Annotated in this window: 24 protein-coding genes and 1 pseudogene; 18 read left to right on the plus strand and 7 right to left on the minus strand. The window is 44.8% G+C overall.

The annotated features are described in order from the left end of the window. Position 1: 1 nt before the first annotated feature. The 14 genes from R8N49_RS19070 to R8N49_RS19135 all read left to right on the plus strand — a co-directional run bounded on the left by R8N49_RS19070 (position 2) and on the right by R8N49_RS19135 (position 11,216). Positions 2 to 781 carry a ParA family protein gene (locus R8N49_RS19070; RefSeq protein WP_005380505.1) on the plus strand — a complete coding sequence of 260 codons (780 nt, stop codon included), beginning with the start codon at positions 2 to 4 and terminating at the stop codon, positions 779 to 781. Next, positions 771 to 1,847, plus strand: coding sequence for a chemotaxis protein CheW (locus R8N49_RS19075; protein WP_318190046.1), 1,077 nt, complete (start codon positions 771 to 773; stop codon positions 1,845 to 1,847). The genes R8N49_RS19070 and R8N49_RS19075 overlap by 11 nt, the downstream gene beginning before the upstream one ends. Before the next feature lie 35 nt (positions 1,848 to 1,882). Further along, complete coding sequence (locus R8N49_RS19080) at positions 1,883 to 2,377, plus strand: chemotaxis protein CheW (RefSeq protein ID WP_005380507.1); 495 nt, start codon at positions 1,883 to 1,885, stop codon at positions 2,375 to 2,377. Continuing rightward, on the plus strand, positions 2,377 to 2,871 hold the full coding sequence (locus R8N49_RS19085) for a DUF2802 domain-containing protein (RefSeq protein WP_025767176.1): 495 nt from the start codon (positions 2,377 to 2,379) through the stop codon (positions 2,869 to 2,871). Before R8N49_RS19080 ends, R8N49_RS19085 begins: the two co-directional genes overlap by 1 nt. A gap of 289 nt (positions 2,872 to 3,160) precedes the next feature. Continuing rightward, positions 3,161 to 3,778: a cytochrome c biogenesis heme-transporting ATPase CcmA gene (ccmA, locus tag R8N49_RS19090; protein ID WP_005380511.1), complete on the plus strand. Its 618-nt coding sequence runs from the start codon at positions 3,161 to 3,163 to the stop codon at positions 3,776 to 3,778. Between the two features lies 1 nt (position 3,779). Then, positions 3,780 to 4,448 (plus strand): heme exporter protein CcmB, encoded by a 669-nt coding sequence (gene ccmB, locus R8N49_RS19095; protein WP_005380512.1) that lies wholly within the window; start codon positions 3,780 to 3,782, stop codon positions 4,446 to 4,448. A 109-nt stretch (positions 4,449 to 4,557) separates the two neighbouring features. Then, positions 4,558 to 5,301 carry a heme ABC transporter permease gene (locus R8N49_RS19100; RefSeq protein ID WP_005380513.1) on the plus strand — a complete coding sequence of 248 codons (744 nt, stop codon included), beginning with the start codon at positions 4,558 to 4,560 and terminating at the stop codon, positions 5,299 to 5,301. Between the two features lie 11 nt (positions 5,302 to 5,312). Next, entirely contained in the window at positions 5,313 to 5,519 is a 207-nt protein-coding gene (ccmD, locus tag R8N49_RS19105; RefSeq protein WP_005380515.1) for a heme exporter protein CcmD, read from the plus strand. After that, positions 5,516 to 6,001: a cytochrome c maturation protein CcmE gene (gene ccmE, locus R8N49_RS19110; protein WP_005380516.1), complete on the plus strand. Its 486-nt coding sequence runs from the start codon at positions 5,516 to 5,518 to the stop codon at positions 5,999 to 6,001. The genes ccmD and ccmE overlap by 4 nt, the downstream gene beginning before the upstream one ends. After that, the gene (locus R8N49_RS19115) at positions 5,998 to 7,974 is read left to right on the plus strand and encodes a heme lyase CcmF/NrfE family subunit (RefSeq protein WP_186584735.1); all 1,977 of its coding nucleotides are present in this window, start codon (positions 5,998 to 6,000) and stop codon (positions 7,972 to 7,974) included. Before ccmE ends, R8N49_RS19115 begins: the two co-directional genes overlap by 4 nt. A 1-nt stretch (position 7,975) precedes the next feature. After that, entirely contained in the window at positions 7,976 to 8,530 is a 555-nt protein-coding gene (locus R8N49_RS19120) for a DsbE family thiol:disulfide interchange protein (RefSeq protein WP_005380518.1), read from the plus strand. Then, a complete protein-coding gene (locus R8N49_RS19125) occupies positions 8,527 to 9,012 on the plus strand; it encodes a cytochrome c-type biogenesis protein (RefSeq protein WP_005380519.1) in 486 nt (161 codons plus the stop codon). Before R8N49_RS19120 ends, R8N49_RS19125 begins: the two co-directional genes overlap by 4 nt. After that, the gene (gene ccmI, locus R8N49_RS19130; RefSeq protein ID WP_186584737.1) at positions 9,012 to 10,226 is read left to right on the plus strand and encodes a c-type cytochrome biogenesis protein CcmI; all 1,215 of its coding nucleotides are present in this window, start codon (positions 9,012 to 9,014) and stop codon (positions 10,224 to 10,226) included. The genes R8N49_RS19125 and ccmI overlap by 1 nt, the downstream gene beginning before the upstream one ends. Before the next feature lie 216 nt (positions 10,227 to 10,442). Continuing rightward, entirely contained in the window at positions 10,443 to 11,216 is a 774-nt protein-coding gene (locus R8N49_RS19135) for a VacJ family lipoprotein (RefSeq protein WP_005380523.1), read from the plus strand. 74 nt (positions 11,217 to 11,290) lie between these two features. Here R8N49_RS19135 and R8N49_RS19140 read toward each other — a convergent pair whose 3' ends face one another. From R8N49_RS19140 to R8N49_RS19155, 4 genes are all read right to left on the minus strand, one after another. Next, positions 11,291 to 12,607 carry an outer membrane protein transport protein gene (locus R8N49_RS19140; protein ID WP_042522518.1) on the minus strand — a complete coding sequence of 439 codons (1,317 nt, stop codon included), beginning with the start codon at positions 12,605 to 12,607 and terminating at the stop codon, positions 11,291 to 11,293. 309 nt (positions 12,608 to 12,916) lie between these two features. Continuing rightward, positions 12,917 to 14,176, minus strand: a complete 1,260-nt coding sequence (locus R8N49_RS19145; protein ID WP_186584741.1) for an outer membrane protein transport protein — start codon at positions 14,174 to 14,176, stop codon at positions 12,917 to 12,919. A gap of 297 nt (positions 14,177 to 14,473) precedes the next feature. Continuing rightward, positions 14,474 to 15,205, minus strand: coding sequence for a DUF3379 domain-containing protein (locus tag R8N49_RS19150; protein ID WP_186584743.1), 732 nt, complete (start codon positions 15,203 to 15,205; stop codon positions 14,474 to 14,476). After that, the gene (locus tag R8N49_RS19155; RefSeq protein ID WP_005380528.1) at positions 15,198 to 15,773 is read right to left on the minus strand and encodes a sigma-70 family RNA polymerase sigma factor; all 576 of its coding nucleotides are present in this window, start codon (positions 15,771 to 15,773) and stop codon (positions 15,198 to 15,200) included. The genes R8N49_RS19150 and R8N49_RS19155 overlap by 8 nt, the downstream gene beginning before the upstream one ends. Before the next feature lie 720 nt (positions 15,774 to 16,493). Here R8N49_RS19155 and fadI point away from each other — a divergent pair. Together fadI and fadJ are read left to right on the plus strand one after the other, a co-directional pair. After that, positions 16,494 to 17,801, plus strand: a complete 1,308-nt coding sequence (fadI, locus tag R8N49_RS19160) for an acetyl-CoA C-acyltransferase FadI (protein WP_186584745.1) — start codon at positions 16,494 to 16,496, stop codon at positions 17,799 to 17,801. Next, positions 17,801 to 19,912, plus strand: coding sequence for a fatty acid oxidation complex subunit alpha FadJ (gene fadJ / locus R8N49_RS19165; RefSeq protein WP_005384446.1), 2,112 nt, complete (start codon positions 17,801 to 17,803; stop codon positions 19,910 to 19,912). Before fadI ends, fadJ begins: the two co-directional genes overlap by 1 nt. Before the next feature lie 68 nt (positions 19,913 to 19,980). Here fadJ and R8N49_RS19170 read toward each other — a convergent pair. Both R8N49_RS19170 and R8N49_RS19175 read right to left on the minus strand, forming a co-directional pair. Continuing rightward, a pseudogene (locus tag R8N49_RS19170) lies at positions 19,981 to 20,160 on the minus strand (CG2 omega domain protein); the annotation flags it as partial. 167 nt (positions 20,161 to 20,327) lie between these two features. Further along, on the minus strand, positions 20,328 to 23,105 hold the full coding sequence (locus R8N49_RS19175) for an insulinase family protein (protein WP_318190047.1): 2,778 nt from the start codon (positions 23,103 to 23,105) through the stop codon (positions 20,328 to 20,330). 374 nt (positions 23,106 to 23,479) lie between these two features. On the opposite strand from R8N49_RS19175, the gene sixA reads away from it, so the two are divergent. After that, positions 23,480 to 23,944: a phosphohistidine phosphatase SixA gene (gene sixA / locus R8N49_RS19180; protein ID WP_005380537.1), complete on the plus strand. Its 465-nt coding sequence runs from the start codon at positions 23,480 to 23,482 to the stop codon at positions 23,942 to 23,944. Between the two features lie 96 nt (positions 23,945 to 24,040). Here sixA and smrB read toward each other — a convergent pair whose 3' ends face one another. Continuing rightward, complete coding sequence (smrB, locus tag R8N49_RS19185; protein ID WP_005380539.1) at positions 24,041 to 24,571, minus strand: endonuclease SmrB; 531 nt, start codon at positions 24,569 to 24,571, stop codon at positions 24,041 to 24,043. 62 nt (positions 24,572 to 24,633) lie between these two features. On the opposite strand from smrB, the gene prmB reads away from it, so the two are divergent. After that, positions 24,634 to 25,566, plus strand: coding sequence for a 50S ribosomal protein L3 N(5)-glutamine methyltransferase (prmB, locus tag R8N49_RS19190; protein WP_005380541.1), 933 nt, complete (start codon positions 24,634 to 24,636; stop codon positions 25,564 to 25,566). Positions 25,567 to 25,578: the final 12 nt, after the last annotated feature.

Here is a 25,578-nt window from a genome sequence, read left to right on the forward strand (position 1 = left end):
CATGATTGTTTGGAGTGTAGCTAACCAGAAAGGAGGCGTGGGTAAAACCACCTCAACAGTGACATTGGCGGGCTTATTGAGCCAGAAAGGCCATCGAGTATTGATGGTTGATACTGATCCTCACGCCTCACTGACTACTTATCTCGGTTATGATCCTGATGCAGTAACTTCGAGCCTATTTGATTTATTCCAGTTGAAGACGTTTTCTCGTGAGACGGTTAAGCCGTTGATTTTAGAAACAGAGCTGGAAGGAATGGATATCATTCCCGCGCATATGTCCCTTGCCACGCTTGATCGCGTAATGGGTAATCGCAGTGGTATGGGATTAATCTTAAAACGGGCGCTGCAAACTGTCTCACAAGACTATGACTATGTGTTGATTGACTGTCCGCCAATCCTTGGCGTGATGATGGTGAACGCGTTGGCAGCCAGTGACCGAATTTTGATTCCTGTTCAAACAGAGTTTTTGGCAATGAAAGGTCTAGAGCGCATGATGCGTACGCTAACCATTATGCAAAAATCTCGCCCGGGCGGTTTCAAAGTGACTATCGTCCCAACCATGTACGATAAGCGCACGAAAGCGTCATTGCAGACATTGATGCAACTGAAAAAAGATTACCCAAATCAAGTGTGGACCTCAGCGGTGCCTATTGATACCAAGTTCCGCGATGCCAGTTTAAAGCACTTGCCAGCGTCGCATTTTGCATCTGGTAGTCGTGGTGTGTTTGCCTATAAACAGCTACTGATTTATCTGGAGAGGTTGGCGTTCGATGAGCAGTAATGATGTGCTGTCCAGTGAACAAGCACTTGATGACTACTTTAATGCATTACTGGATGATGAAACTGAAATAACGACTCTTGAGGAAGACCTTGACCTGTTGCCTCAAGAGGTATCATCTGCAGAGCCAGAGCCAGAGCCAGAGCCAGAGCCAGAGCCAGAGCCAGAGCCAGAGCCAGAGCCAGAGCCAGAGCCAGAGCCAGAATTACAGCTACAATACTCGGAGCCAGAAACGTACCAGTTTCAAGAAACATATCCGCCAGAGTTGGAAGCTCCCAACCTGGAAGATGTTCAAAGGCTATTAAGTCAGCTTGAAGCAAGCAACCCAGTGGCTGAGTTGGATATTGATAGTATTCTTGAACAAAATACGATTGATATTGCAGCAGAGATAAAAGCGGCTGAGCCTGAGGTACAAACCTTTAGTGAGGTGCCTGAGCTTCAGGGTGTTGAGGAAATACAGGACTGGGTGATTGATGAGCCAGTTTTTGAGGAAGCGCAACCAGAGGTGGATGAACCTCACGCAGTGATCGAACAAAGTATCAATATAGAATCGAACGTCGATACTGAACTCGAAACACAAGCAGATTCCGATATACCAACGGTCTGGGAAAGCACGAAGCGAAGTGAGGACTTCCAAGTTCTTTACTTTGATGTGAATGGTGTCACGTTTGCTGTACCTCTTGATGAGTTAGGTGGTATTCATCGCATTAGCGAGCTTAACCATTTGATAGGAAAACCCGCCTGGTATTTGGGGCTACAAACAAATCGCGAGCAACAGTTTGATGTCGTCGATACCGCGAAATGGGTGATGGCAGATAAGCTTCGTGATGATAGCTATAAAGATAACTACCAATATGTCGTCATGCTTGGTGAGAGCATGTGGGGGTTGGCCAGTAACCAATTAATGGGGACTGAAACGCTTAATATCGACAAGGTTCGCTGGCGTGAGCAGGCGGGTAAACGCCCTTGGCTAGCGGGCATGGTAAAAGAAAAAATGTGTGCCTTAATTCATGTCCAGGCGCTCATTGACATGCTAAACGCCGGTTTAGATGTCAAATCACTGAATTAGATTTAAGTCGGGAACGACATTAACGAGGATTAACTATGTCTCAAGCTTTTGAAGTAGAAGTGAAGAAAGATGCATCGAATGACGAAGTTCTTCAGTGGGTGACGTTCCAGCTAGAAGAAGAAACGTACGGCATCAACGTAATGCAAGTTCGTGAAGTACTTCGTTATACTGAAATTGCCCCTGTTCCAGGTGCACCAGATTATGTACTTGGTATCATCAACCTACGCGGTAATGTAGTTACTGTTATCGATACACGTTCACGTTTTGGCCTGATGGAAGGCGAAGTCACCGACAACACTCGTATTATTGTGATCGAGTCTGAGCGTCAAGTGATTGGTATCTTAGTAGATAGCGTGGCAGAAGTCGTTTATCTGCGTTCTTCTGAAATTGATACGACGCCTTCAGTTGGTACCGACGAGAGTGCGAAGTTCATCCAGGGTGTGAGCAACCGTGACGGCAAGCTTCTTATCCTTGTGGATTTGAACAAGCTGCTAACAGATGACGAGTGGGACGAGATGGCTCACCTTTAATGGCTGAAGAGACTCTTTTATCTGCCCCATTCCTTGCGGGTGGCGTTGCTTTTATCGTGTTGGTATTGGTTGTTTTGCAACTGCGGATTCGCTCGGGGTTACAAAAGCAGTTAGATCAACAACGAGCTCAATCTCGACACGCAGATAAAGAAGTGCAAAAGTTGAGTAAGCAGTTACTCGAAGTGCGCTCGGTTGTTGTTGGTCTTGGACAAAAAGTGACCGAGCAACAAGACATTATTCAGCACTTAAACGAGAGAATTCGCGAACTCGAACACGCTGATACTGATGGTCGCTTGTACAGTCGCGCTTCTAAAATGGTACAGCTTGGCGCTGATATCAACGAGCTGATTGAAGAGTGCGAACTACCAAAAGCCGAAGCTGAGTTGATGCTTTCACTGCAGAAGAAACTGGCGGGGAAAGAGAAGATTCCACCATTAAGTGGTCAGCCATCAGATGACTCAGAATATCCAACGCGTGGACGTCGTCGACGCTAAAGGTTATCAAGCGAAAAAAAGAGGCGTTATTACGCCTCTTTTTTTGTTTTTAGCCTCTAATGCTCTTCTTAAATACAACCCTAGACAACCTTCAGTCGATCTTGCTCTTAGTTCTGGCCTCTCAAATTCAAAATGAGCGCTTATAACTACTTATAGTTAATTTTATTAAAGTGTGATGATTAATTAACAAAAATACATGAACTTACATGTAACCTAGCCCTCTTATCCTGTTTTGTCATAACTAAGCTGTGCTAATATAGCGGCTCGTTCATTTTTTAGTTGAAGCTCTATGTTAGAAGTGTCTAACCTGACAGCAATCCGTGATGAAAGGGTTCTGTTTGAAAACCTGCAGTTTGAAATTAAGCCTGGTGAATTGGTCCAGATCGAAGGGCGTAATGGTACTGGTAAAACTACATTGCTACGGATTGTGACAGGGTTAGGTGATAGAGAAGAAGGTGTCATTAAATGGAAAGGCGAAGAGGTTGAAAAATCTCGTGATGTTTTCCATCAAGATCTGCTTTTCTTAGGACATCAAACAGGAGTGAAACGAGAGCTTACCGCATTAGAAAACTTACGTTTTTATCAATCTATTCAAAATAATCGCTCTTCAGACGAAGAAATCTTTATCGCTTTGACTCAAGTAGGATTAGCTGGTCGAGAAGATGTGCCTGTAGCACAACTTTCCGCAGGTCAGCAACGACGAGTCGCATTGGCAAGGTTATGGCTCAGTAAGCAAATTTTATGGATTTTAGATGAGCCGTTGACTGCCATTGATAAGCAAGGCGTCAAGGTGCTTGAATCTTTGTTCGCAAGTCATGCTGATAATGGCGGTATTGTTGTGTTGACGACGCATCAAGATATGTTTGCGGACAGCCCGAAACTTAGAAAAATAAAGCTGGGTGACTGATATGATTTCCTCGATGACCACCATCATTCGTCGTGAGCTCCTAATCGCATTTCGCCGTCAGGCAGACATTCTAAACCCGCTGTGGTTCTTTATTATTGTCATTACTCTCTTTCCTCTGAGTATTGGACCAGAACCTAATTTGTTAGCACGTATTGCAGCGGGCATCGTTTGGGTTGCCGCATTGCTGTCCGCCTTATTATCATTAGAGCGTCTATTTCGTGATGATTTTCAAGACGGTGCACTAGAACAAATGATGCTAATGCCGATTCCATTGCAACTTGTAGTGGTTTCAAAGGTCATAGCACATTGGTTGTTAACAGGGTTACCTCTGATTTTAATTAGCCCATTATTGGCGGTTTTACTTTCGCTCGACTTCAATACTTGGCTATCGGTTGTATTAACCTTGATGATCGGTACACCAACACTAAGTTTTATTGGCGCCATTGGTGTGGCGTTGACTGTTGGGTTGCAAAAGGGTGGCGTTCTTTTGAGTTTGCTTATTCTTCCGCTCTACATCCCAATTTTGATTTTCGCAACATCGGCAATTGATGCTGCCGCACTCGGTATGGCGTATAACGGTCAACTAGCGATTTTAGGTGCGATGCTAATGGGGGCGATGACATTAACGCCTTTTGCCATCAGTGCCGCATTACGAGTTAGTGTCAACTAACTCAATAAAGTGCCAATGAAGCGGCGCTTGATCAAAGAATTATTATTAAAGCACTGCTACGGTCTCAACCCTTTAGACAGTGTCCCTGAAGTAAGAGTGAGAACAAAACATGTGGAAATGGCTACATCCTTATGCCAAGCCAGAAGCAGCTTATCGTTTGAGTGGTAAGTTTCTGCCTTGGTTTTCTGTATTGGCCCTCGTATGCTTATCGGTTGGTACGGTTTGGGGGCTTGCATTTGCGCCTTCAGATTACCAACAAGGTGACAGTTTCCGAATCATCTACATTCATGTCCCATCAGCTATTTGGTCTATGGGCGTTTATATGTCGATGGCGATCGCTGCATTTATTGGCCTAGTATGGCAAGTTCGCCTATCTGATATGGCGGCACTTGCGATGGCTCCGATTGGTGCAGTATTTACTTTTATTGCTCTACTTACAGGTGCTGTTTGGGGCAAGCCTATGTGGGGCACTTGGTGGGTATGGGATGCCCGTCTTACATCTGAATTGATTCTTCTATTTCTCTACCTTGGTGTGATTGCGCTTTACCATGCGTTTGACGATCAAAAAACCGCCGCAAAAGCTGCTGGTATTTTAGCGATCGTAGGCGTAGTAAACCTACCTATCATTCACTTTTCCGTGGAATGGTGGAACACGCTTCATCAAGGTGCGACGATCACGAAATTTGAACAACCTTCTATTTCATCCGACATGCTTTGGCCGTTATTGCTGAACATCTTTGGCTTTGCGTTCTTCTTTGGTGCCGTGACGATGGTCCGTTTTCGTAACGAAATCATCAGTAAAGAAAGTCACCGCCCCTGGGTGCGCAAACTCGCAACAGAACAAACTCAGTGAGGTAACTGATTATGCATTTTGAATCGCTGAGCGACTTTTTTGCCATGGGTGGCTACGCATCATACGTATGGAGTGCGTTTGGTATTACTTTCTTATCCATGCTGATTCTTCTGATCACTAGCCTTCGCCGCGGTGATGCATTATTGAAAGAAGTGAAAGCAAAAATTGACCGTCAAGCTCGTATCGACGCAGCGAAGAACATGGAGAACACCTTATGAACCCGAGACGTAAAAAGAGGCTAGGTATTGTACTAGCGATCTTTATCGGTATTAGTGCCACCATTGGTTTGATACTTTATGCGCTTAACCAAAATATGGACCTTTTCTACACTCCAACGGAATTGGTTAATGGTAAGCCAGATGGCACCAAGCCAGAAGTAGGCCAGCGTCTGCGTATCGGTGGAATGGTGGTTGTGGGCTCAGTTCGTCGAGATCCTAATTCTTTGAAAGTGAGTTTTGACCTGCACGATGTCGGTCCGAAAGTGACGATTACCTATGACGGTATTCTTCCTGACTTGTTCCGCGAAGGGCAGGGTATTGTTGCTCAAGGTGTACTGAAAGATGCCACGACAGTTGAGGCATTTGAGGTCCTAGCGAAGCACGATGAAGAATACATGCCACCAGAAATTGCAGAAGCGATGAAGAAAACGCATGAACCGCTTCAATACAGCACCGAACAGAAACAAGGAAGCGGCCAATGATTGCTGAAATCGGTCACTTTGCTCTCATTCTTTCGCTTGCAATGGCTGTGCTGTTGAGCGTATTGCCATTGTGGGGAGCATCGAATAATAACACCATGCTCATGAACACAGCGCGACCGCTATCTTGGTCTATGTTCCTGATGCTGTTGTTCTCTTTCGCCATTTTATGTTGGGGATTTTATACCAACGACTTCACGTTACAGTATGTAGCGAGCAACTCGAATAGTCAGCTTCCTTGGTACTACCGTTTAACCGCAGTATGGGGTGCGCACGAAGGTTCACTGTTGCTATGGGTTTTAATCCAAGCTGCTTGGACTGTCGCTGTAGCGACGTTTAGTCGTGGTATGCCGCAAGAGTCGGTTGCACGTGTACTTGCTGTTATGGGCATGATCTCAGTAGGTTTCCTACTGTTTATCATCCTAACGTCAAACCCATTCCTACGTACGTTACCGTTCTTCCCGGTTGACGGACGTGACTTGAACCCTCTGCTTCAAGATCCTGGTTTGATTGTTCACCCGCCAATGCTTTACATGGGCTATGTTGGTTTCTCGGTTGCATTCTCTTTTGCGATCGCATCCCTAATGACCGGACGCCTTGATACGGCTTGGGCTCGTTGGTCTCGTCCTTGGACAACCGCAGCCTGGGTATTCTTAACACTTGGTATCGCACTAGGTTCTTGGTGGGCTTACTACGAACTTGGCTGGGGTGGCTGGTGGTTCTGGGACCCAGTAGAAAACGCATCATTCATGCCTTGGTTAGCGGGTACCGCATTAATGCACTCTCTTGCCGTGACAGAAAAACGCGGCACATTTAAAGCGTGGACGGTACTATTGGCAATCTCTGCATTTTCGTTGAGTTTGTTGGGCACCTTCTTAGTCCGTTCCGGTATTTTAGTATCGGTGCACGCGTTCGCGTCTGACCCGTCGCGCGGTATGTTTATTCTAGGCTTCCTCGTTTTCGTTATCGGCGGCTCTTTATTGCTGTTTGCCGTAAAAGGGGCAGCAGTGCGTGTACGAGGTAACTTCGACTTAGTCTCACGTGAAAATGCGCTCTTAGCCAACAACGTATTACTTATCGCCGCTCTTGTTGTGGTGTTAGTGGGGACACTGTTGCCGCTCGTACACAAGCAGCTTGGTTTGGGGTCGGTCTCTATCGGTGCGCCATTCTTTGACATGCTATTTGCGTGGTTAATGATGCCATTTGCTTTCCTGCTTGGTATTGGCCCTCTTATTCGTTGGAAGCGAGACAATTTATCTAAACTTGTGAAGCCAATGCTCGTCTCAGGTGTGCTTGCTTTCGCCTTGGCCGCGCTATGCGTGTACCTGTTTGCCGATTTCTTCTCAACCATGGCTTACATTGGTTGGGTGATGGCGATTTGGATTATTGCGATGCATGGCTTTGAACTGTACGAGCGCGCAACGCACCGTCATAACTTTAGTGAAGGTGTTCGCAAGCTGCAACGTAGCCACTGGGCAATGATGTTGGGTCATGTTGGTCTGGCGGTATCTGTTATCGGTATTGCGATGGTACAGAACTACAGCATCGAGCGTGATGTACGTTTAGCACCTGGTGAACACTTCCAAATTCAAGGCTATGATTTCTATTTCTCAGGCTTGCGTGATAAAGATGGTCCAAACTACGATGGCTACATCGCAGACTTTGAGATCACACACAATGGCAAATACGTGAATACGCTTCACGCAGAGAAGCGCTTCTACCGTACGGCTAAGTCTATGATGACTGAAGCAGCCATTGACCGTGGTATTAGCCGCGACCTATACATTGCAATGGGTGAACGTTTAGACGACAACCGATCTTGGGCTGTTCGTATTTACTATAAACCGTTCGTTCGTTGGATTTGGGCTGGCTCTTTGATTATGGCATTAGGCGGCGCACTAGCGATTTCTGATAAACGCTACCGCTTCCGTAAATCGCCGAAGAAAAACGCGAAGTCAAAAGAGCAGGAGGCATAACATGAATAAGAAAATCTTATTTATTCCGCTTGTCGCTTTCATGATTCTAGCGGGCATTTTCGCAACCCAATTAATGCGTAACCAAGAGGGCGATGATCCAACTAAATTGGAGTCGGTTTTGGTTGGTAAGCCAGTTCCTGAATTTCATTTAGAAGATCTGGCTGAGCCTGGAAAACAGTACGACCAATCAATTTTTAAAGGTGAACCGTTGCTCTTGAACGTTTGGGCAACGTGGTGCCCAACGTGTTATGCAGAGCATAAATACCTAAACGAATTGGCGGGTAAGGGCGTTAAGATCATCGGTATGAATTACAAAGATGATCGTAATAAAGCAATAGGTTGGCTGAATGATCTCGGCAACCCGTACTTGATCAGCCTATTTGATGGCAGTGGTATGCTTGGCCTTGACCTTGGTGTTTATGGTGCTCCAGAAACATTCATTATTGATGCAAATGGTGTGATTCGCTATCGCCATGTAGGGGATGTAAACCCACGTAATTGGTCAGAAACACTGGAGCCGCTTTACAACAAATTGGTTGAGGAGGCGAAGCAATGAGAAAGCTAATTCTTGCCGTTTTTGCTGCGATGACATTATCTCTTGCTGCTCATGCGGCCATTGAAGTGTACGAGTTTGATAATTTGGAACAAGAACAGCAGTTCAAAGAGTTAAGCCATACGCTCCGTTGCCCTAAATGTCAGAACAACACGATCTCGGATTCTAACGCTGAACTTGCTCAGGACTTACGCCATAAGGTGTACGAAATGACCAAAGAAGGTAAGTCCAAAGATGAGATTGTTGATTACATGATCGCCCGTTACGGTAACTTCGTGACTTACAATCCACCATTTACGGTCGCGACTGCGATTTTGTGGCTAGGGCCACTCGCTGTAGTACTGGGTGGTTTTGGTTTGATTGTGCTGCGTAGCCGTAAATCTAAAGTTAAGGCAAAAGCGAGCAGTGACGAGCAATGGGATGAGCAAAAAGAAGCTCGTTTAAAAGCATTGCTTGAAGAAGAGAACAACGGAGATAAGAAGTAATGACACTATTTTGGATTTCCACCGTTGCTCTCACGCTTATTGCTTGTGCGCTGGTGGCTTTGCCGCTGCTTAAACAAAAAGCGAACAATGATGATGTGTTACGCGATGAGCTCAACAAGGCATTTTATAAAGACCGACTATCTGAGCTTGCAGAAGAAACTGACGAAGGTCTGGTTGAAAGTGAAGACGAACTGATTTCTGATCTAAAGCAATCACTGCTTGATGATATCCCTGGTGATAAAGCGCAAAAAGAAACCAAGGTTTCTCCAATCGCGGTTTTAGTTCCATCGGTAATTCTGACGGTGGTGCTGAGCTATGGCTTGTATTATAAATTTGGCGCGTCAGACGATATTGTTCAATGGCAAGAAGTGTCTGCAAATCTACCTGAGTTATCGAAAAAGCTGATGTCGGCTTCTTCTGAGCCGCTGAGTGACGATGAAATGGCGGATTTGACCCTAGCCCTTCGAACTCGCTTACATTACCAGCCGGAAGACTCGACAGGTTGGTTACTGCTAGGTCGTATTGCGTTAGCAAATCGTGATGTCACCACAGCTATCGATGCGATGGAAAAATCGTACCGCCTAGAGCCAAAAGACCCAGATGTGATGTTGGGTTATGCACAAGCTCTGATGCTGTCTCAAGAGGAAATGGATCAAGCGACGGCTCGCTCATTACTCGGCAAGCTGATGCAGCAAGACTATGTCGATCTGCGTGTGTTTTCTTTGTTAGCGTTCGATGCGTTTGAGCGTCAAGACTTCCCGGTAGCCATAAAGTACTGGGGAATCATGCAGCAAATGATTGGTCCAGAAGATAGCCGCTACGAGATGTTGTCACGCAGTATTGAGAGTGCTCGTAAGCAAATGGGCGAAGCGGTTTCACCGGATAAGAGTGTAGCTGTGACAATTAATGTGGCACCAAATGCTCAGTTGGATCCAAACGCAGTTCTGATTGTGTCAGTACATCGTTCAGATGGCTCTCCAATGCCTGTGGCTGCTGCTCGTTATCCGCTAGGTACTTTCCCTCGCACAGTCGTATTAGATGATGGCAATGCCATGATGCAAGGGCAAAAGTTATCTTCACTCGATAAGCTAATCGTCCGTGTGCGTGTAGATTCTGACGGTAACGTAGCAACGCGTGATCAAGATTGGCACGGAGAAAGTGACGTCGTTGAATTTGGCGCACCAGTAGAAGTGACCATTGATCAGCAGTATTAATTGTTAACATCTGTCTCTGAAACATGACAACGAGGTAGAGTCAGTTGCCTTTAGTGGTATGACTCTAAACGATCGAGTAGAATACCGAAGGCCAGCGATTGCTGGCCTTTATTTATTCCCATATCTGAGTCATCTTTACTATGTATCCTGCTCAACATACGTACAATGGTTAATCGGGGTGACTTAGGTACATTAATAGTCGTTATGGAAAATAAAATGTATAACAAGGGTAAATCTACCTTCTTGTTGCTGTTAGCCGTTGGACTGGTTGGCTGTTCAAGTGCGCCTGATGAAGCAGTAACAGGACAAGAAACAAATCAAACGACTTCTGATGTGTATGACCCGTTGGAAGGCTTTAACCGAACCATGTGGGAACTCAACTACGAATATTTAGATCCGTATTTGGTTCGTCCTGTATCACTTGCGTATGTAGAATACACGCCAGTTCCTATTCGTTCTGGTATCGCTAACTTCTTATCGAACTTAGATGAGCCAGCAAGCATGGTTAATAACTTAATCATGGGTAATGGTACGAAAGCCGTGGACCACTTTAACCGTTTTTGGATTAACTCGACGTTCGGTATTTTCGGTTTATTCGATATTGCAAGTGCCGCGGGTATTACGAAGTACGACGAGAAAGCGTTCAGTGATGCGGTAGGCCACTATGGTGTTGGAAATGGTCCTTACTTCATGGTTCCGGGTTATGGTCCGTATACCTTACGTGAAGTGACAGATACCGTAGATAGTACGTATTTACCCCTCTCTTATCTCAACTTCTGGGCGAGTTTGGGTAAGTGGGCGTTTGAAGGAATGGAGAAGCGTGCTTTATTAGTACCGCAAGAAGCGCAGCTAGACTCGTCGCCGGATCCATATATTCTAACTCGCGATGTTTATATCCAGCGTCAAAACTTTAAAGCAGAAGTTGAAACGGTAGAAGAAGTTAACATCGAAGAAGAAGAGTATTTAGATGAATATCTAGAAGACTTTTAAGCGTTGTTCTTCACAATAGAGAAATGAAAAAAGGCTTAGCTGATACTAAGCCTTTTTTGTATTTTGCAGCTTGGTTAGAAACGGTAGTTTGCTTGAACACCGATTAGCCAAACATTACCCGTAGTTTCGCCTACGAATTGGCCGCCGACTTGTTCTGCAGTGTCGTCTGACTTGTAACCACGAGACTCAACGATTGGTGCGTCTTTCGCAAAAATATAGGTGAAGCCAGCGTCTAGGCTGAAGTCTTTCGTCCAATCGTACGTTGCGCCAATACTTAGCCAAGTGCGGTCAGTTTCTGGAATAGTGATCGTACGGTTTTTGTCGCTTACCGCTGAAGTATCGTATGCAATACCAGTGCGTAGCGCTAGCTTAGGATCAAGCTGGTAAGTAGCACCAACAGCAAAGCGATAATTATCTTCCCAGTTTTCTACTTTAACCATATGCGTGCCTGCAGTATCTAGACGTGCTTCCAATTTCTCGAAAGAGCTCCAATCCGTCCAGTTAACGCTTGCGTGTAACGCAAGTTGGTCTGTTACTTGGTGGAAGCTTGCCAACTCAGCCGTTGCAGGCAGGTTTAGATACATGTAGCCGTTGTCGCGTTCAGAAGTACCGAAGCCAAAACCAAGACCTTCAGCATGGCCTTCAAGCTTCAGTTCAACTTCAGATTTGTACGCGAAGCCGATACGGTTATTTTCATTGATCTGCCATGCTGTACCAACTTGCCAGCCCCAAGCGGTATCGTCACCTTCCATGTATTTTAGAGCGGTACCTTGAGGAACACTGATTGGTTGATTAGTTTCAGGATTTAACCCTACAACGTTATTCTTAGGAGCTGCTGCGCCAAAGCTGCCTTCGCCGATGATGTAACGGATACCACCACCAACGCTGATTGATTCATTGACTTTGTAAGCTGCGTTCAAGTTCGCTTCCATTGTCGTTACGCTTGCTTCATTGCCGAAGTGCGAGGCACCAAAGCCTTTACCTAAATCGGTTTCCATGCCGTAGTTGGTGCCAAATGCCAAACCAATCGCGAATTTCTCATTATATTGGTGTGATAGGTAGAAGTTTGGAATGATTGCATCATGTGCGAAATCATCTGAAGATGCAGAAGAAGTACTACCGTGGAAGTTTACATCACCTTCAATATCAATATTTGGGTTCACATAGATTGCACCAACGGACACTTGAGTGCCTTCCAAATAAGTTAGCATTGCTGGGTTACGCCATTGTGCACTTGCGTTGTCAGCCATTGCTGCTTCACCAGCATATGCTCGACCTAGGCCTGTTGCAGAATATTCAGCAAGTTGGAAACCTGCTGCGTTAGCCATGCCCGTTGCGCCAAGTAGGCTTAATGCCACTGCTGTTGATAGAAGAGTCTTGTTGGTTTTCATTCGAATGTTCGCTGATTTGTTTATAACGTGGGACAAAAGTTTAAAGGTAGAGTTTTTACTTTAGAAATGAAAATCCAGCGTAAGTGGTCATTTGGAATATTATGCTTTTAAATGTTATTTGTGCGGTTTAATAATCTAACTGTGAAAGGCTTGTAAACGGAATTCAGCGAACAGCTGTGCGTCCTAATTGTGAGATTTAGATACACGTGTTCACTCAAATTGAGTGGGCAATAAATCGCAGATATGAAAAAAGGCTGGAAATCCAGCCTTTTATATAAAGTATTTTTCTACTAACTAACAGCGAAGCGTTTAGAAGCTACGGCTGTATTGTAAGCCGAATAGAATTGCATCAGCATGAGTTGTTGCTGTTACACCGGTAGAAAGAACAGGAGATAATTGAGTATTCTCATTAACTTTTACATCTTCACCTAACAAGTACGTGAAGCCAAAATCGATGTTTGAGCTATTATCAATATGGTAAGAGAAACCTGTGGAGAACCACTGGCGATCAGAGTCTGGTACCGAGATAGACGTTACTTTATCTTGAGCGCTTGTGTCGTACATGTAACCAGCACGAAGTGTCCAGTTGTTGTTTAGGTAGTAAGTACCACCAATTGCGTAGTGCCAGCCATCTTGCCATTGATAGTCTTTCGAGTAACCACCTTTAAGTAAACCCTGATTTAGGTTCTCAAAATCAATTTGGTCGAAATCTTTCCAGCCGATGTATTGGATGCTGTAGTGTACAGCAAACTTAGTGTCTTGGATTTTGTGGAAACCAGAAAACTCGGCCATATCTGGTAGAGGTAGCGTGATTTCCTGACCTTTGTCGTCTTTCGCCGTAAATTCAGGGCTGTAACGATACGCTAGACCAAAACGGTTGTTTTCATCTAGTTCGTACACAGTACCTACGTTAAAACCAACAGCCCAACCATCAGCTTTATCTACGTCCAGAATTTTTTGACCGCCAACCCTTGGGACTGAAGAGCTAGTTGTACGCTTCATTGTGCCTTGGCCGTAGATTAAATCTAAACCAGCACCAAAGCTCCATTGTTCGTTTAAACGGTAAGAACCCGCCAATCCAAAGTTGAAGCTTTTTACATCCGTAAGACCACCGTACTCTGTTGCGGTGTAGTTATCTGAAAATTCAGTTTTAGTGCCGAAATTAGAGTATGCGTTTACGCCCCATGCAAACTTGTCATTTACTGGAACGATTAGGTGAATGTTTGGAGCTATTGACGTATCACCCACATCATCAGTATCAGCAACACTTACAGTATTGGAGCCCAAAGGAGTATTAACGTTATATTTCGCATCTTTCACTTCAATCATTGAAGTAATGCTTTCGAAACCTAGCGAAAGTTCCATTTTATCAAACAGAGCCATTGCTGCTGGGTTACGAGCCATTACTGCTGCATTATCTGCGATTACTGCATCACCAGCAAATGCACGGCCGATGCCAGTTGCTGATTGAGCGTTGATTTGGAAACCCGCTGCCATCGATTGACCTGAGGCAAAAGCTACCGTTACTGCTAGGAGAGTCTTTTTAAACAGACGCGTGTTCTGAGTCATTTGTTTTTCCTTATTAGATTCGTCTCTTTGGACGATAAATTGAGCTTTTGCTCAGTGGCGCAGATAGTAGTATCAATAATTGCTTGGACAAATCCGACCATTGGATAAAATTGAATAAAAATTGCAGAAATGATGTCTAAAAGACGGGAAATTGCACTTAAAATGCATAATTTAGAGTTTAAGCTCTAAATGCTATAGCGGTGGTGAATGTTTTGTGCTATATTTATACAAAAATGCCGCTAAATAAGATCATTTAGCGGCATTTAACCTTTTGAAAGCTGGAAATCGTCGAAGTTGTTACATCGGCTTAATCATTGATGCAAGAGTCGTAGCGATAGCATCAATATTTTCACCTTCTTCCCCGACTAAAATCAGGCTTGAACTCCCAACGGGCTGAACGACTCCGGTCATGCCATCCTTACTAAAGTCGGTACTTTGTTCGCTTGGAATACCAGTAATAAATAACGTTACTTTACCTTTTGGACCTTGGAACACCATATGCACCGCATTGGATTCGCCAAAACCGCAGTGGTTTAGGTAGTAAACGTGATATGGAAAGTTTTCACTAAACTGGTAATGAAATGGCGACATTTTCGCATTAATTTGCGAGCTCGGTACATCCTCATCAAGATGACGAACAAACGGTTCTTCATGAATAACGTGTTTCATCGCGGTATCCGCTAAACTGGCTTGTGCTGGAGACACCAAAACATTTCCCCAGTTTACTTGGCCAACTAATAACCCTGCGGTGAACGCAATAGAAGCGGCAAGTGCCATTGCTTTGCGGACAAAGTTTGGTCTTACGACCTTCTCTTCATCAAGTGCACTCGACGTCTGGCTAAATAAAATCTTATCTGCGAGATCTTCGGGTACATCCACATTCATGGCTTGTTTAATTTTTACATCGAGATCCAAAACGTCATCAACAAACTTATTGTTGGCGTCGCTACCAGCTAAAGCTTGCAGAATCTCTTCATCCTTTTGTTTTGGATCCGACAAAATACGACGACGAAATTCTAAATCATCCATTCTTTTGTCCTCTCTTGGTATCTTGAGAATCCAACATCTCTTTAAGTTGATTACGAGCGCGAAATAGTCGAGTCATCACTGTGTTTTTATTTAAATCAAGAATGTCGCCAATCTCTTCTCCACTGAAACCACCGACAACTTGGAGAAATAAAGGCTCACGGTATTCAACATCGAGCTTCATGATCTGTGCCTGCAGCCATTCTTGCTGATGATGTGAGTCATCGCTGACTTTAGCATCATTGCCGTAATCATCGATATCAACTAAATCAAATTGTTTACGTTCGAAGCGGCGCGCATTTTCTCGTCTCAATATTGTGATGAGCCAAGACTTGGCAGCTTTTTCGTCTTGGAGGCTATCGAGTGACTTCCAAGCTCTAAGACAGGTTTCCTGAACTAGATCTTCCGCGACCGCTTTATCTTTGCACAACCAATATGCGTAGCGGTACAAGTCACGATGATACCCTCGGACGAGCGCTTCGTATTTTCTTTGCTTGTCCATATCAGAGTTGACCGGACTGTTGGAATTTTTCTTTCCAAACATTTTTAATATGGCCACAGGAGCCTCCATCCTCGCTCTGTGAGTTTCTTACTTGTTCTGAGCATGACTTTACTTGTTTCATCGCTTAGCGGTTTTGGTTGCAGGATTTGTCATGCAACCCCTTTGACACAATAAGCCATGTGGTTACCTAAAAGTGTATACGCAAATGTCAGATATCATCGAACACGAATTGATATATATTGTTAACAATATCATCATTAGTAATCAATGGCTTGGATAAGTTCACTCGATGGAGCATTAAAAGGGACTTCTGATGGTGGATTCTTGAATTGTTTTGAATCAATAATCGTTCTAGATGAGCTTAAAACTCGTAAAATCACTATAAAATTGATCTATTTCAAAATATCAAGCAGTGAAGGGGTTATAGTACACCTTGTCATCTCGTTAGTCATTGCGACTAACATGTTGAGCAAGATGACACTTCCTTTTGAAGGCTGACTTTACTTTCTCCTAATCAGGAAACTGATTACTTTTCAATTGGCGTAAGTTAATTGTTTTATAGATATTCCGACCACACAGCTATGTGTGGTTTTTTTTTGCTTCGATTTTACTTTCCGTATACCTCTTACCGTTTTAACTCTCTATAGTTAACCATTAGTAATCGCATAAGACTCAAAGAAGTAGAGTAATTGAACTACTTGCTTCACGTTTATTTAAACGCACGTTTGATAAATTTAACAAATTCATTACAATGCATCAGGTCAGACCTCTTGTATTTAAGGAGAAACAATGGGCAAGCAGGAAGTAAAAACACGCAATGGTGAGCGTGTCGCTATTGTCGCGGGGCTTCGAACTCCCTTTGCTCGTCAAAGCACGGAATTTAGCCAAGTGCCAGCGGTCGATTTAGGGAAAATGGTAGTAAGCGAAATGCTTGCTCGAACAGATATTGATCCGAAGCTAATCGAACAAGTGGTATTTGGACAAGTAGTACAAATGCCTGAAGCGCCAAACATCGCACGAGAAATCGTGTTAGGCACTGGTATGAACATCCATACTGATGCATACAGTGTGACTCGAGCGTGTGCGACGAGTTTTCAAGCGGCGGTTAATGTCGCAGAAAGCATCATGGCGGGAACCATTGATATTGGTATTGCTGGCGGTGCAGACTCTTCTTCCGTCCTGCCTATTGGCGTATCAAAGAAACTGGCCGCTAATCTGCTTGCTCTTAGTAAGACAAAAACAATGGGTCAGAAGCTTAGTATCCTCAAAAACTTGAGCTTTAAAGACCTGATGCCAGTGCCACCAGCAGTAGCAGAGTACTCTACGGGTTTATCCATGGGACAAACTGCAGAGCAAATGGCTAAAACACATGGTATTTCTCGCGCAGAACAGGATGCGCTTGCACATCGTTCTCATACGCTGGCTTCTCAAGCTTGGAAAGAAGGAAAAATCCAAGATGAAGTGATGACGGCTTTCCCTGAACCATACAAAAAGTGGATTTCGGAAGATAACAATATTCGTCATGACTCAACGGTTGAGGGATACGCGAAATTGCGACCTGCGTTTGATCGTCAGTATGGCAGTGTTACGGCTGCGAACAGTACGCCATTGACTGATGGTGGTGCGGCAGTGATGTTGATGCGAGAAGGTAAAGCGAAAGAGCTCGGAATGGAGATCCTTGGTTACATCCGAGGTTATGCATTCTCTGCTATCGGCGTGGAAAAGGACATGCTGATGGGGCCGACTTATGCCACAGCGAAAGTGCTTGAAAATACAGGCTTGGAACTGTCAGACCTGACGTTGATCGACATGCACGAGGCTTTTGCTGCTCAAGCATTGGCGAATGTGAAGATGTTTGCTTCCGATAAGTTTGCTCAAGAAAACCTTGGTCGCTCAAAAGCGATTGGTGAAATTGATATGGATAAGTTCAACGTGCTTGGCGGATCAATTGCTTATGGTCACCCATTTGCTGCGACTGGTGCGCGTATGATGACGCAAACCCTACGAGAGCTAAAACGCCGTGGCGGTGGTACTGCATTGAATACTGCATGTGCTGCTGGTGGTCTTGGTGCGGCAATGATTCTGGAGGTTGAGTAATGAGCGAGCAAAAAGCATTTAGTCTAAAGGTTGATGAGCAAAATATTGCTTGGTTAGCCATCGATGTTCCTAATGAAAAAATGAATACGCTGCAGGCGGCTTTTGCTGACGAAATGAAAGAAATTTTTGCTCAGCTAAAAGACTCCAGTGGTATTAAAGGGATGATCATCCACTCCCTAAAACCGGACAATTTTGTTGCGGGCGCAGATGTTAGAATGCTAGAAGCATGCACCACAGCAAGTGAAGCGGAAGCCTTAGCAAGGCAGGGTCAGGAGTTGTTCCAGCAGCTATCGGACTTACCTTATCCTGTCGTTGCGGCTATTCATGGCCCATGTTTGGGCGGTGGTTTAGAACTGGCTCTTGCATGTGATTATCGTGTTTGTACGGATTCTGACAAAACGCGTTTAGGTCTGCCAGAAGTACAACTTGGTTTATTGCCAGGTTCTGGTGGTACTCAGCGTCTGCCACGTTTGATTGGCCTGTTACCGTCGTTGGACTTGATCCTGACGGGTAAACAACTTCGTGCGAAGAAAGCTAAAAAACTGGGCGTTGTGGACGCCTGTGTGCCGGACACCATTTTGCTCGACGTAGCAAAACAGTTTATCGACAAAGGTAAAAACAAGGGTACGAAAAAGCTATCGACGAAAGAAAAGGTGATGTCTGGTAGCGGGCTAGGGCGCAAGTTTGTATTTGAGCAAGCTGCGAAGAAAACGAATCAAAAAACCCGTGGTAACTATCCAGCAACGGTTGCAATTCTAGAAGTTATTCAACATGGCTTAGAGAAAGGCTTCGCTAAAGGCCAAGAACTTGAAGCGAAGCGCTTCGGTGAGCTTGTAATGAGCTCAGAGTCAAAAGCGCTCCGTTCGATCTTCTTTGCCACAACAGAAATGAAGAAAGAAAATGGCACGGATGCGAAACCAGCACCAGTTCATAAAGTTGGTGTGCTTGGTGGTGGTCTGATGGGCGCCGGAATCAGCCATGTGTCTGTTGCAAAAGCAAAAGTACCTGTTCGCATCAAAGACGTTAGCAACGATGGCGTTTTAAACGCGCTCAACTACAACTACAAGTTATTTGAGAAACAGCGCAAACGTCGCATTCTATCCAAGGCCGACCTGCAAGCGAAAATGCTGCAACTGTCTGGTGGTGTCGACTTTACCAGTTTTAATCATATTGATGTCGTAATTGAAGCCGTTTTTGAAGACCTAGATCTTAAGCAAAAAATGGTGGCGGACATTGAAGCGAACGCTAAGACAGAAACTATCTTTGCGACCAATACTTCTTCGTTGCCTATCCACAAAATTGCAGAAAAAGCGGAGCGTCCAGAAAACGTAGTGGGTTTGCATTACTTCAGCCCGGTAGAAAAAATGCCGTTGGTGGAAGTGATTCCGCATGAAACGACGTCAGATGAAACCGTTTCAACAGTTGTTGCACTTGCTAAGAAGCAAGGTAAAACCCCGATCGTAGTGAAAGACAAAGCGGGCTTTTACGTGAACCGCATTCTTGCTCCATACATGAACGAAGCGGCGCATATTTTGTTGGCTAACGAACCGATCGAAAAGATTGATACGGCGTTGCTTGATTTTGGTTTCCCTGTTGGCCCGATTACCTTGTTGGATGAAGTTGGTGTCGACATTGGCGCGAAAATTATGCCGATCCTGGTTAATGAGTTAGGTGACCGATTCAAAGGGCCGGATGTGTTTGATATCTTGTTAAATGATGGACGTAAAGGACGCAAGAGTGGTAAGGGGTTTTACACTTATAAGGGCAAGAAGAAAGATGTCGACAAATCGGTTTACAAACTGCTTAAGCTCGACCCTGAATCTAAGCTAAGCGATAACGATATTGCGTTGCGCTGTGTGCTGCCAATGCTGAATGAAGCGGTACGTTGTTTGGATGATGGCATCATTCGCTCGCCACGTGACGGTGATATTGGCGCGATATTTGGTATTGGTTTCCCACCGTTCTTGGGTGGTCCGTTCCGTTACATGGACCAATTTGGCATTAAAGAGCTCGTAGAGAAAATGAATGAGTTTGCATCGAAGTATGGCGATCGTTACGCGCCATGTGATGGTTTGCTTACTCGAGCTGGTGAAGGGACAACGTTCTATTAAACGTTGCTTCGGTAGAGAAAAAGGCTTGCCAGTGGCAAGCCTTTTTCATAAAGAAGAAATGGTTACTTCTTCTTGTCTTTATCATTCCACTGCTTTGAAGAGCAATCATCTGATTTGATGGATACATTGTCTCCGCTAAGGCGCACACAGTCGTCACTTAATTCGAAGCCATCGCCTTTGACTGAGATTTCAGCGTGAGCAGATGCCAATGGCAGTATAAGAGCCACAAGTAAAAGTGCTTTTTTCATGATTACCTCATTAAGTTATTTTTAGTGCGGTAATTAGAGCATAAGCCGCAATGGCGTAATTTCAATTTTCTGCCAATTATGGTGCCGATTCAATCTATGAGACCGACAACCTCATGGGTTTGTAGGTTCATTCTAGTAATCGACAATTTTATTTCTGTGCAACTAGATCACCCCAAGCCGCAATCTTTTGGCCGAAGTTGGAACTCTTCAATCGATCCTATTTCTTGTCCTAGATGGATGCGCGGAGCCTCCGAATGCGCTTGACCTTGAGAGTGCATGATCAAACGATTTGCAGTACGAGGTTTCAATTCGTTCACAACGAAGCGAATCATGTCTGCGCGCGTCAGCTTCTTCAACTCCGCAAGTACCTTGTCACGTTGGTTAAACTCAGTGTCTTTGTTTCCTATCGCAACCCAAAGACGTTGAGCCCGTCCTCGAAGTGTGGTGTCCGGCGTTGCTATTTGGTTCCACAAGCCGCGCTTACTGCTGTGCCATTGGTAATCGTTTAACTCTAACAGCACCATATAAAAGGCATTTAAAAACTCATCAATTGAGATAACCAGCTCGGCAGGTGCTGCATTAGGTGACTGCACATACAGTACAATACCAGGGTGACGATTTAGCGGCATATTGCCAGTGCCTACCATGTAACCTAATTGCTGCTTGGTACGGATTTCGTGGAAAAACGTTGCCGACATAAGGTGATTGGCCAATGAGTATAGCGCGATACTACGAGGCTCAATATCCTCGCACTGGTGGTAAATAACGACCGCGGAATCTTGCTGGTTACAATGCACCTCACGTTGAAAACTGCCATTTTTACCTAGCATAATGAGCGGACGAAGTGCCTCTTCATAACGTTGCTCGTTAACTCTTAGAGCATCCTTCAAGGTCGTAGCCATGTCATGGGCTTGCTGGCGTTGCCAGTCTCCGTAAACAAACATTTCAACGTGCAGTTCTGCAAGAATGGATTCTACGAATACCGAGAGTTCATCGACTTCGATTTCTTCTAGCGCTTCGACTAAGGTTGCGAAAGGCGGGTTATTGGGTTGAAGTAACCCAGTAAGTGCGTTAAACAGCTGCGAAATAGGGCGATCTTGTGAAGCATTTCTCCAGTTTCGTAACAGTTGTTGTTTGATGGTTTCAAAGCGAGCAGGGCTGAAATCTCGAGAAGCAAAACGGTGTAGAATCATTTCTAGCAACTGAGGCAGCTTTTGACTGAACCCTGAGAGGGTTAAGGTCACGCCACCTTGGTGAGCGTACATGTTGTAACCCATCCCTGCGATTTCTGCTTGATAGGTTTCTTTTGCTAGCGAATCGAGGAACATCTCTACACATAAGCGCGTTTTGACGATGTTCTTTGGTGATGCAACGGCATGAGAGCTGTCGATAGCGACATAAACGACACCTTTTGGCACGCGAAACTCGTCATCTTGCAAATGCCACAGCCGAAACCCTTCGAGATCCTCAATCAACTCTGGCAGTGAATCACCATTTTCGAGTGGCATGGGGTCGAGGTCGTAGCAAATATAAGGGTTCTTTTCCGGTAAGACGAATTGCCAGCTTGGGTCGATTTGTTGATAGAAACGACGTTGGTCTTCACTAAAAGGTGTGACGGAGTACGGGGTAAAGTACCATTCGGCAGTACGGTTGTATTCCAGGCCTTTAGCAATCAAAGTGACGCGTACATTATCGATGGTTAAGTATCGCAGCAATGAACGCTGTAACTCCTCATCGTAGCCCGCCATTTTGTAGTCACCATAAACCGTGTCTTCCGGTTGATAGTGCTGCATGTTGATCACCAGATGGCTGACGAGATCCATTGGGCGCGATGGCTCTTGGAAGCGAAAAGCCGATTCTAATACCGCTTGTTTTTCGAGATAGCGCCATTCATCTAACCCGTCTTGTTTGATCATCGAGAGGTATTGAAAAACTGCTTGAACGATATCATCAACATGATCTAAGCCGTTTGGCGTCAGGGTGCAGCTTACGGTAAAGTCTCGGTAGTTACTGCCACTCGCGCCGCCGCCCGCTGAGAGAGAAGTAATCCAGCCTTTTTCTTTGAGTTGAAGCATCAAACTGCCTTCTCCTTCATAACCCAACAGGTGAGCAAAGTAGGAGAGTGGCTTCACGCTATAATGCGCATCCATTCCCGGCATGGGGAATGTGAGAATCAGTTTACGGAACTCTTTGAGCGGCTCGACTTGAACCAAAATGCCCGTGCTTTCCTCAGTGCCTATCGGTACATCAATCGATTTTCCACGAAGGTGGTGATTTGGGATGTCGGCAAACATGGTTTCTACCCAAGCTTGCTGTTCATCGAGCGACTGTGGCCCAAATAGAGTCAGTGTCATCAAATCGGCGGAATACTGAGAGTGGTGAAACTCCACAATTTCGTCGCGGATGGATTTACCATCTCGGTCGCCAAGAGTATCTAAGTTTCCGACAGAGAATTTTGAAAACGGGTGCTCTGGATTGATGACTTCTTTGTTAACTTGATACAGGCGACGAGAATCATCATTGAGTTTGAGCTTGTATTCGGAGTCGACAGCCTGGCGTTCTTTGTCTAATGCTTCTTCGTTAAACAAAGGTGCGGTAAAGAATTGGCTAAATCGATCTAAGGCACTTTCAAAGGCATTTGGAGCAATGTTGAAAAAGAAACAAGTGTGCTCTGTACCAGTCCAAGCGTTGTTTGTTCCACCGTGTTGGCTAATATAGCTTTGAAACTCGCCCACTTTAGGGTATTTTTCCGTACCCAAAAAAAGCATGTGTTCTAAATAGTGTGCCAGACCTTGGCGATCGTTTGGGTCGTCGAAGTGTCCAACGTTCACTGCCAGAGCAGCTGCCGACTGTTGAGCTGTATCGGAATGAATCAGCAGTACACGCAGTTCATTGCTCAAGGTAATGTAGCGGTATTGATTTGAATCGTTAGGACTTAGATGCACGATGCGTCTCCAGATTTCGCATTACAGTAATTTAGGCTCCCCTCGCGGGGGGCGCAAAGTTTGCGTTTCGACAAATACTGCTTGCCGTATTTTTGTTATTCGTAGACTTCTGCACAGGCCCATCGCGTTTGCGTATGGGGAAGAACTGTTTGAGTGAATGCTCTGAACTCATTGCACAGTTAAATAGTGTGATGAACTGAGTACATTCTTTTAATAGATTGTTAAGAAAGTCGCTATCTTTAACAAGCGAATTGGTATAATGAACAGATAATTATATCAGTATTTTTGTTTCGTCATTGTTAAAGTTAGCCCCGTCTATCTAATAAAGATAGCAGTCAACCTTTTGGTAGCGTTAGCTATCCCTAGGAAATAACATGAAAATATTCATCATGCGTCACGGTGAAGCCGAGCATTTTGCAGATTCAGACGCAGCACGACAATTGACCCCAAGAGGCAGAGTCGAATCAGAAGCGGTTGCGAGAGCCTGTAAAGAACAGGGTTTTGCGCAATTCGATAAAGTGTTGGTGAGTCCGTACATTAGAGCTCAACAAACTTGGCAAGAGATCAGTGCGTATTTCTCTGCAAAAAGCATTGAAACTTGTGAAGATATTACACCTTATGGCCAGTCCGAGCATGTCTTCGATTTCGCAAGTGCGTTAATAGAAGTCGAACAATTGGACTCGCTTTTGTTCGTATCGCATTTGCCTTTGGTCGGTTATCTGACTTCAGAGTTTGTAAAAGACATGACACCACCGATGTTTCCTACATCAGGGCTAGTGTGCATTGAATATGATTTACAAACACAAAATGGTGAAGTGCTATGGCATATTACGCCATAAGTGTCTAAACCAAAATAAGCGTTTGCAAATTAGAGACAGAATAAGAAAGGCAGGAGATCCCTGCCTTTTCGTTTCGTCGTGTCTACAGCAAGCTTGTTACTTTTCAGGAATTGAAAGCAACACTAACAACGCACCATCACCACCAAATTCTAGTGGCGCTTGGTGAAAAGCCATAACGTCAGGATGCTGTGCTAACCAAAGTGGGGCTTTCTGTTTCAGGATGTGTTTCCCAATACCATGTTGCACACACGCACAATGAATCTCGTTTTTGATGCAATAGGCTATCATCGCACCAAGCTCGCGTTTTGCTTCTTGCTGTGTCATGCCGTGCATATCGAGGAACACGTCCGGTACATACACGCCACGACGTAGACGTTTGACTTCATAAGTGGAGACGTCGTCACGTGCATAACGAGTTGGACCTTCATCGTTTAATAGAGGGACAAACTCGTCTGAAAAGTAAAATTCAGAGTCACTCGCTTCACGGTTGGAGCGCTTGATTTCTTTTTGCTTAGTATTTTTTTTTGGTTGCTGGATTATGGTATCCTGTCGCAACTTTTTTACGCCCTGTACTGCTTCCTGAAACAAGGCGAAATCGTCATCGTTCTCGGTGTCTTTTTTGCTCATTAGGTAAACAATTTCATTAATAAACTTTATTGGCAGTATTGTAGCGCTTTTCGGAGGCAATTTTGGATAAGATTTTTGTAGAAGAAGCGGTATCGGAACTGCATACCCTTCAAGATATGATTCGTTGGACGGTAAGCCGCTTTAATGCAGCGAACCTGTTTTACGGTCATGGTACTGATAATGCGTGGGATGAAGCAGTTCAGCTTATCCTGCCAACCTTATACTTGCCGATTGATGTGCCTCCGCACGTATTGAACTCTCGCCTAACGACAAGCGAGCGTCTGCGTATTGTTGAGCGCGTAGTAAAACGCATCAACGAGCGTACGCCAACAGCATACCTAACAAACAAAGCATGGTTCTGCGGTCTTGAGTTCTTCGTTGATGAGCGTGTACTTGTGCCACGTTCTCCTATCGGCGAATTGATTCAAGCGGAATTCCAACCTTGGTTGGTGGAAGAGCCTACGCGCATCATGGACCTATGTACGGGTTCTGGTTGTATCGCGATTGCTTGTGCGCACGCTTTCCCTGAAGCAGAAGTGGATGCTATCGACATCTCTACAGATGCTCTACAAGTGGCTGAGCAAAACGTACAAGATCACGGCATGGAGCAGCAAGTGTTCCCAATTCGCTCTGATTTGTTCCGTGATCTTCCAAAAGAGAAATACAATCTAATCGTGTCCAACCCACCATATGTGGATGAAGAAGACATGAACAGCCTGCCAGATGAGTTCACGCATGAGCCTGAGCTTGGGCTAGCTGCGGGTACGGATGGTCTAAAACTAGTGCGTCGTATTCTTGCTAACGCGCCAGATTATCTAACAGATAACGGCATTCTTATTTGTGAAGTCGGAAACTCAATGATTCATATGATGGAACAGTACCCAGAGATTCCATTTACTTGGATTGAGTTCGAGAACGGCGGTCATGGCGTGTTTATGCTAACGCGTGACCAGCTGGTTGAGTGTGCAGAAGAGTTTAAACTGTACAAAGACTAATAGAGTCTTGCA

This window comes from Vibrio sp. 1978 (assembly GCF_033344345.1).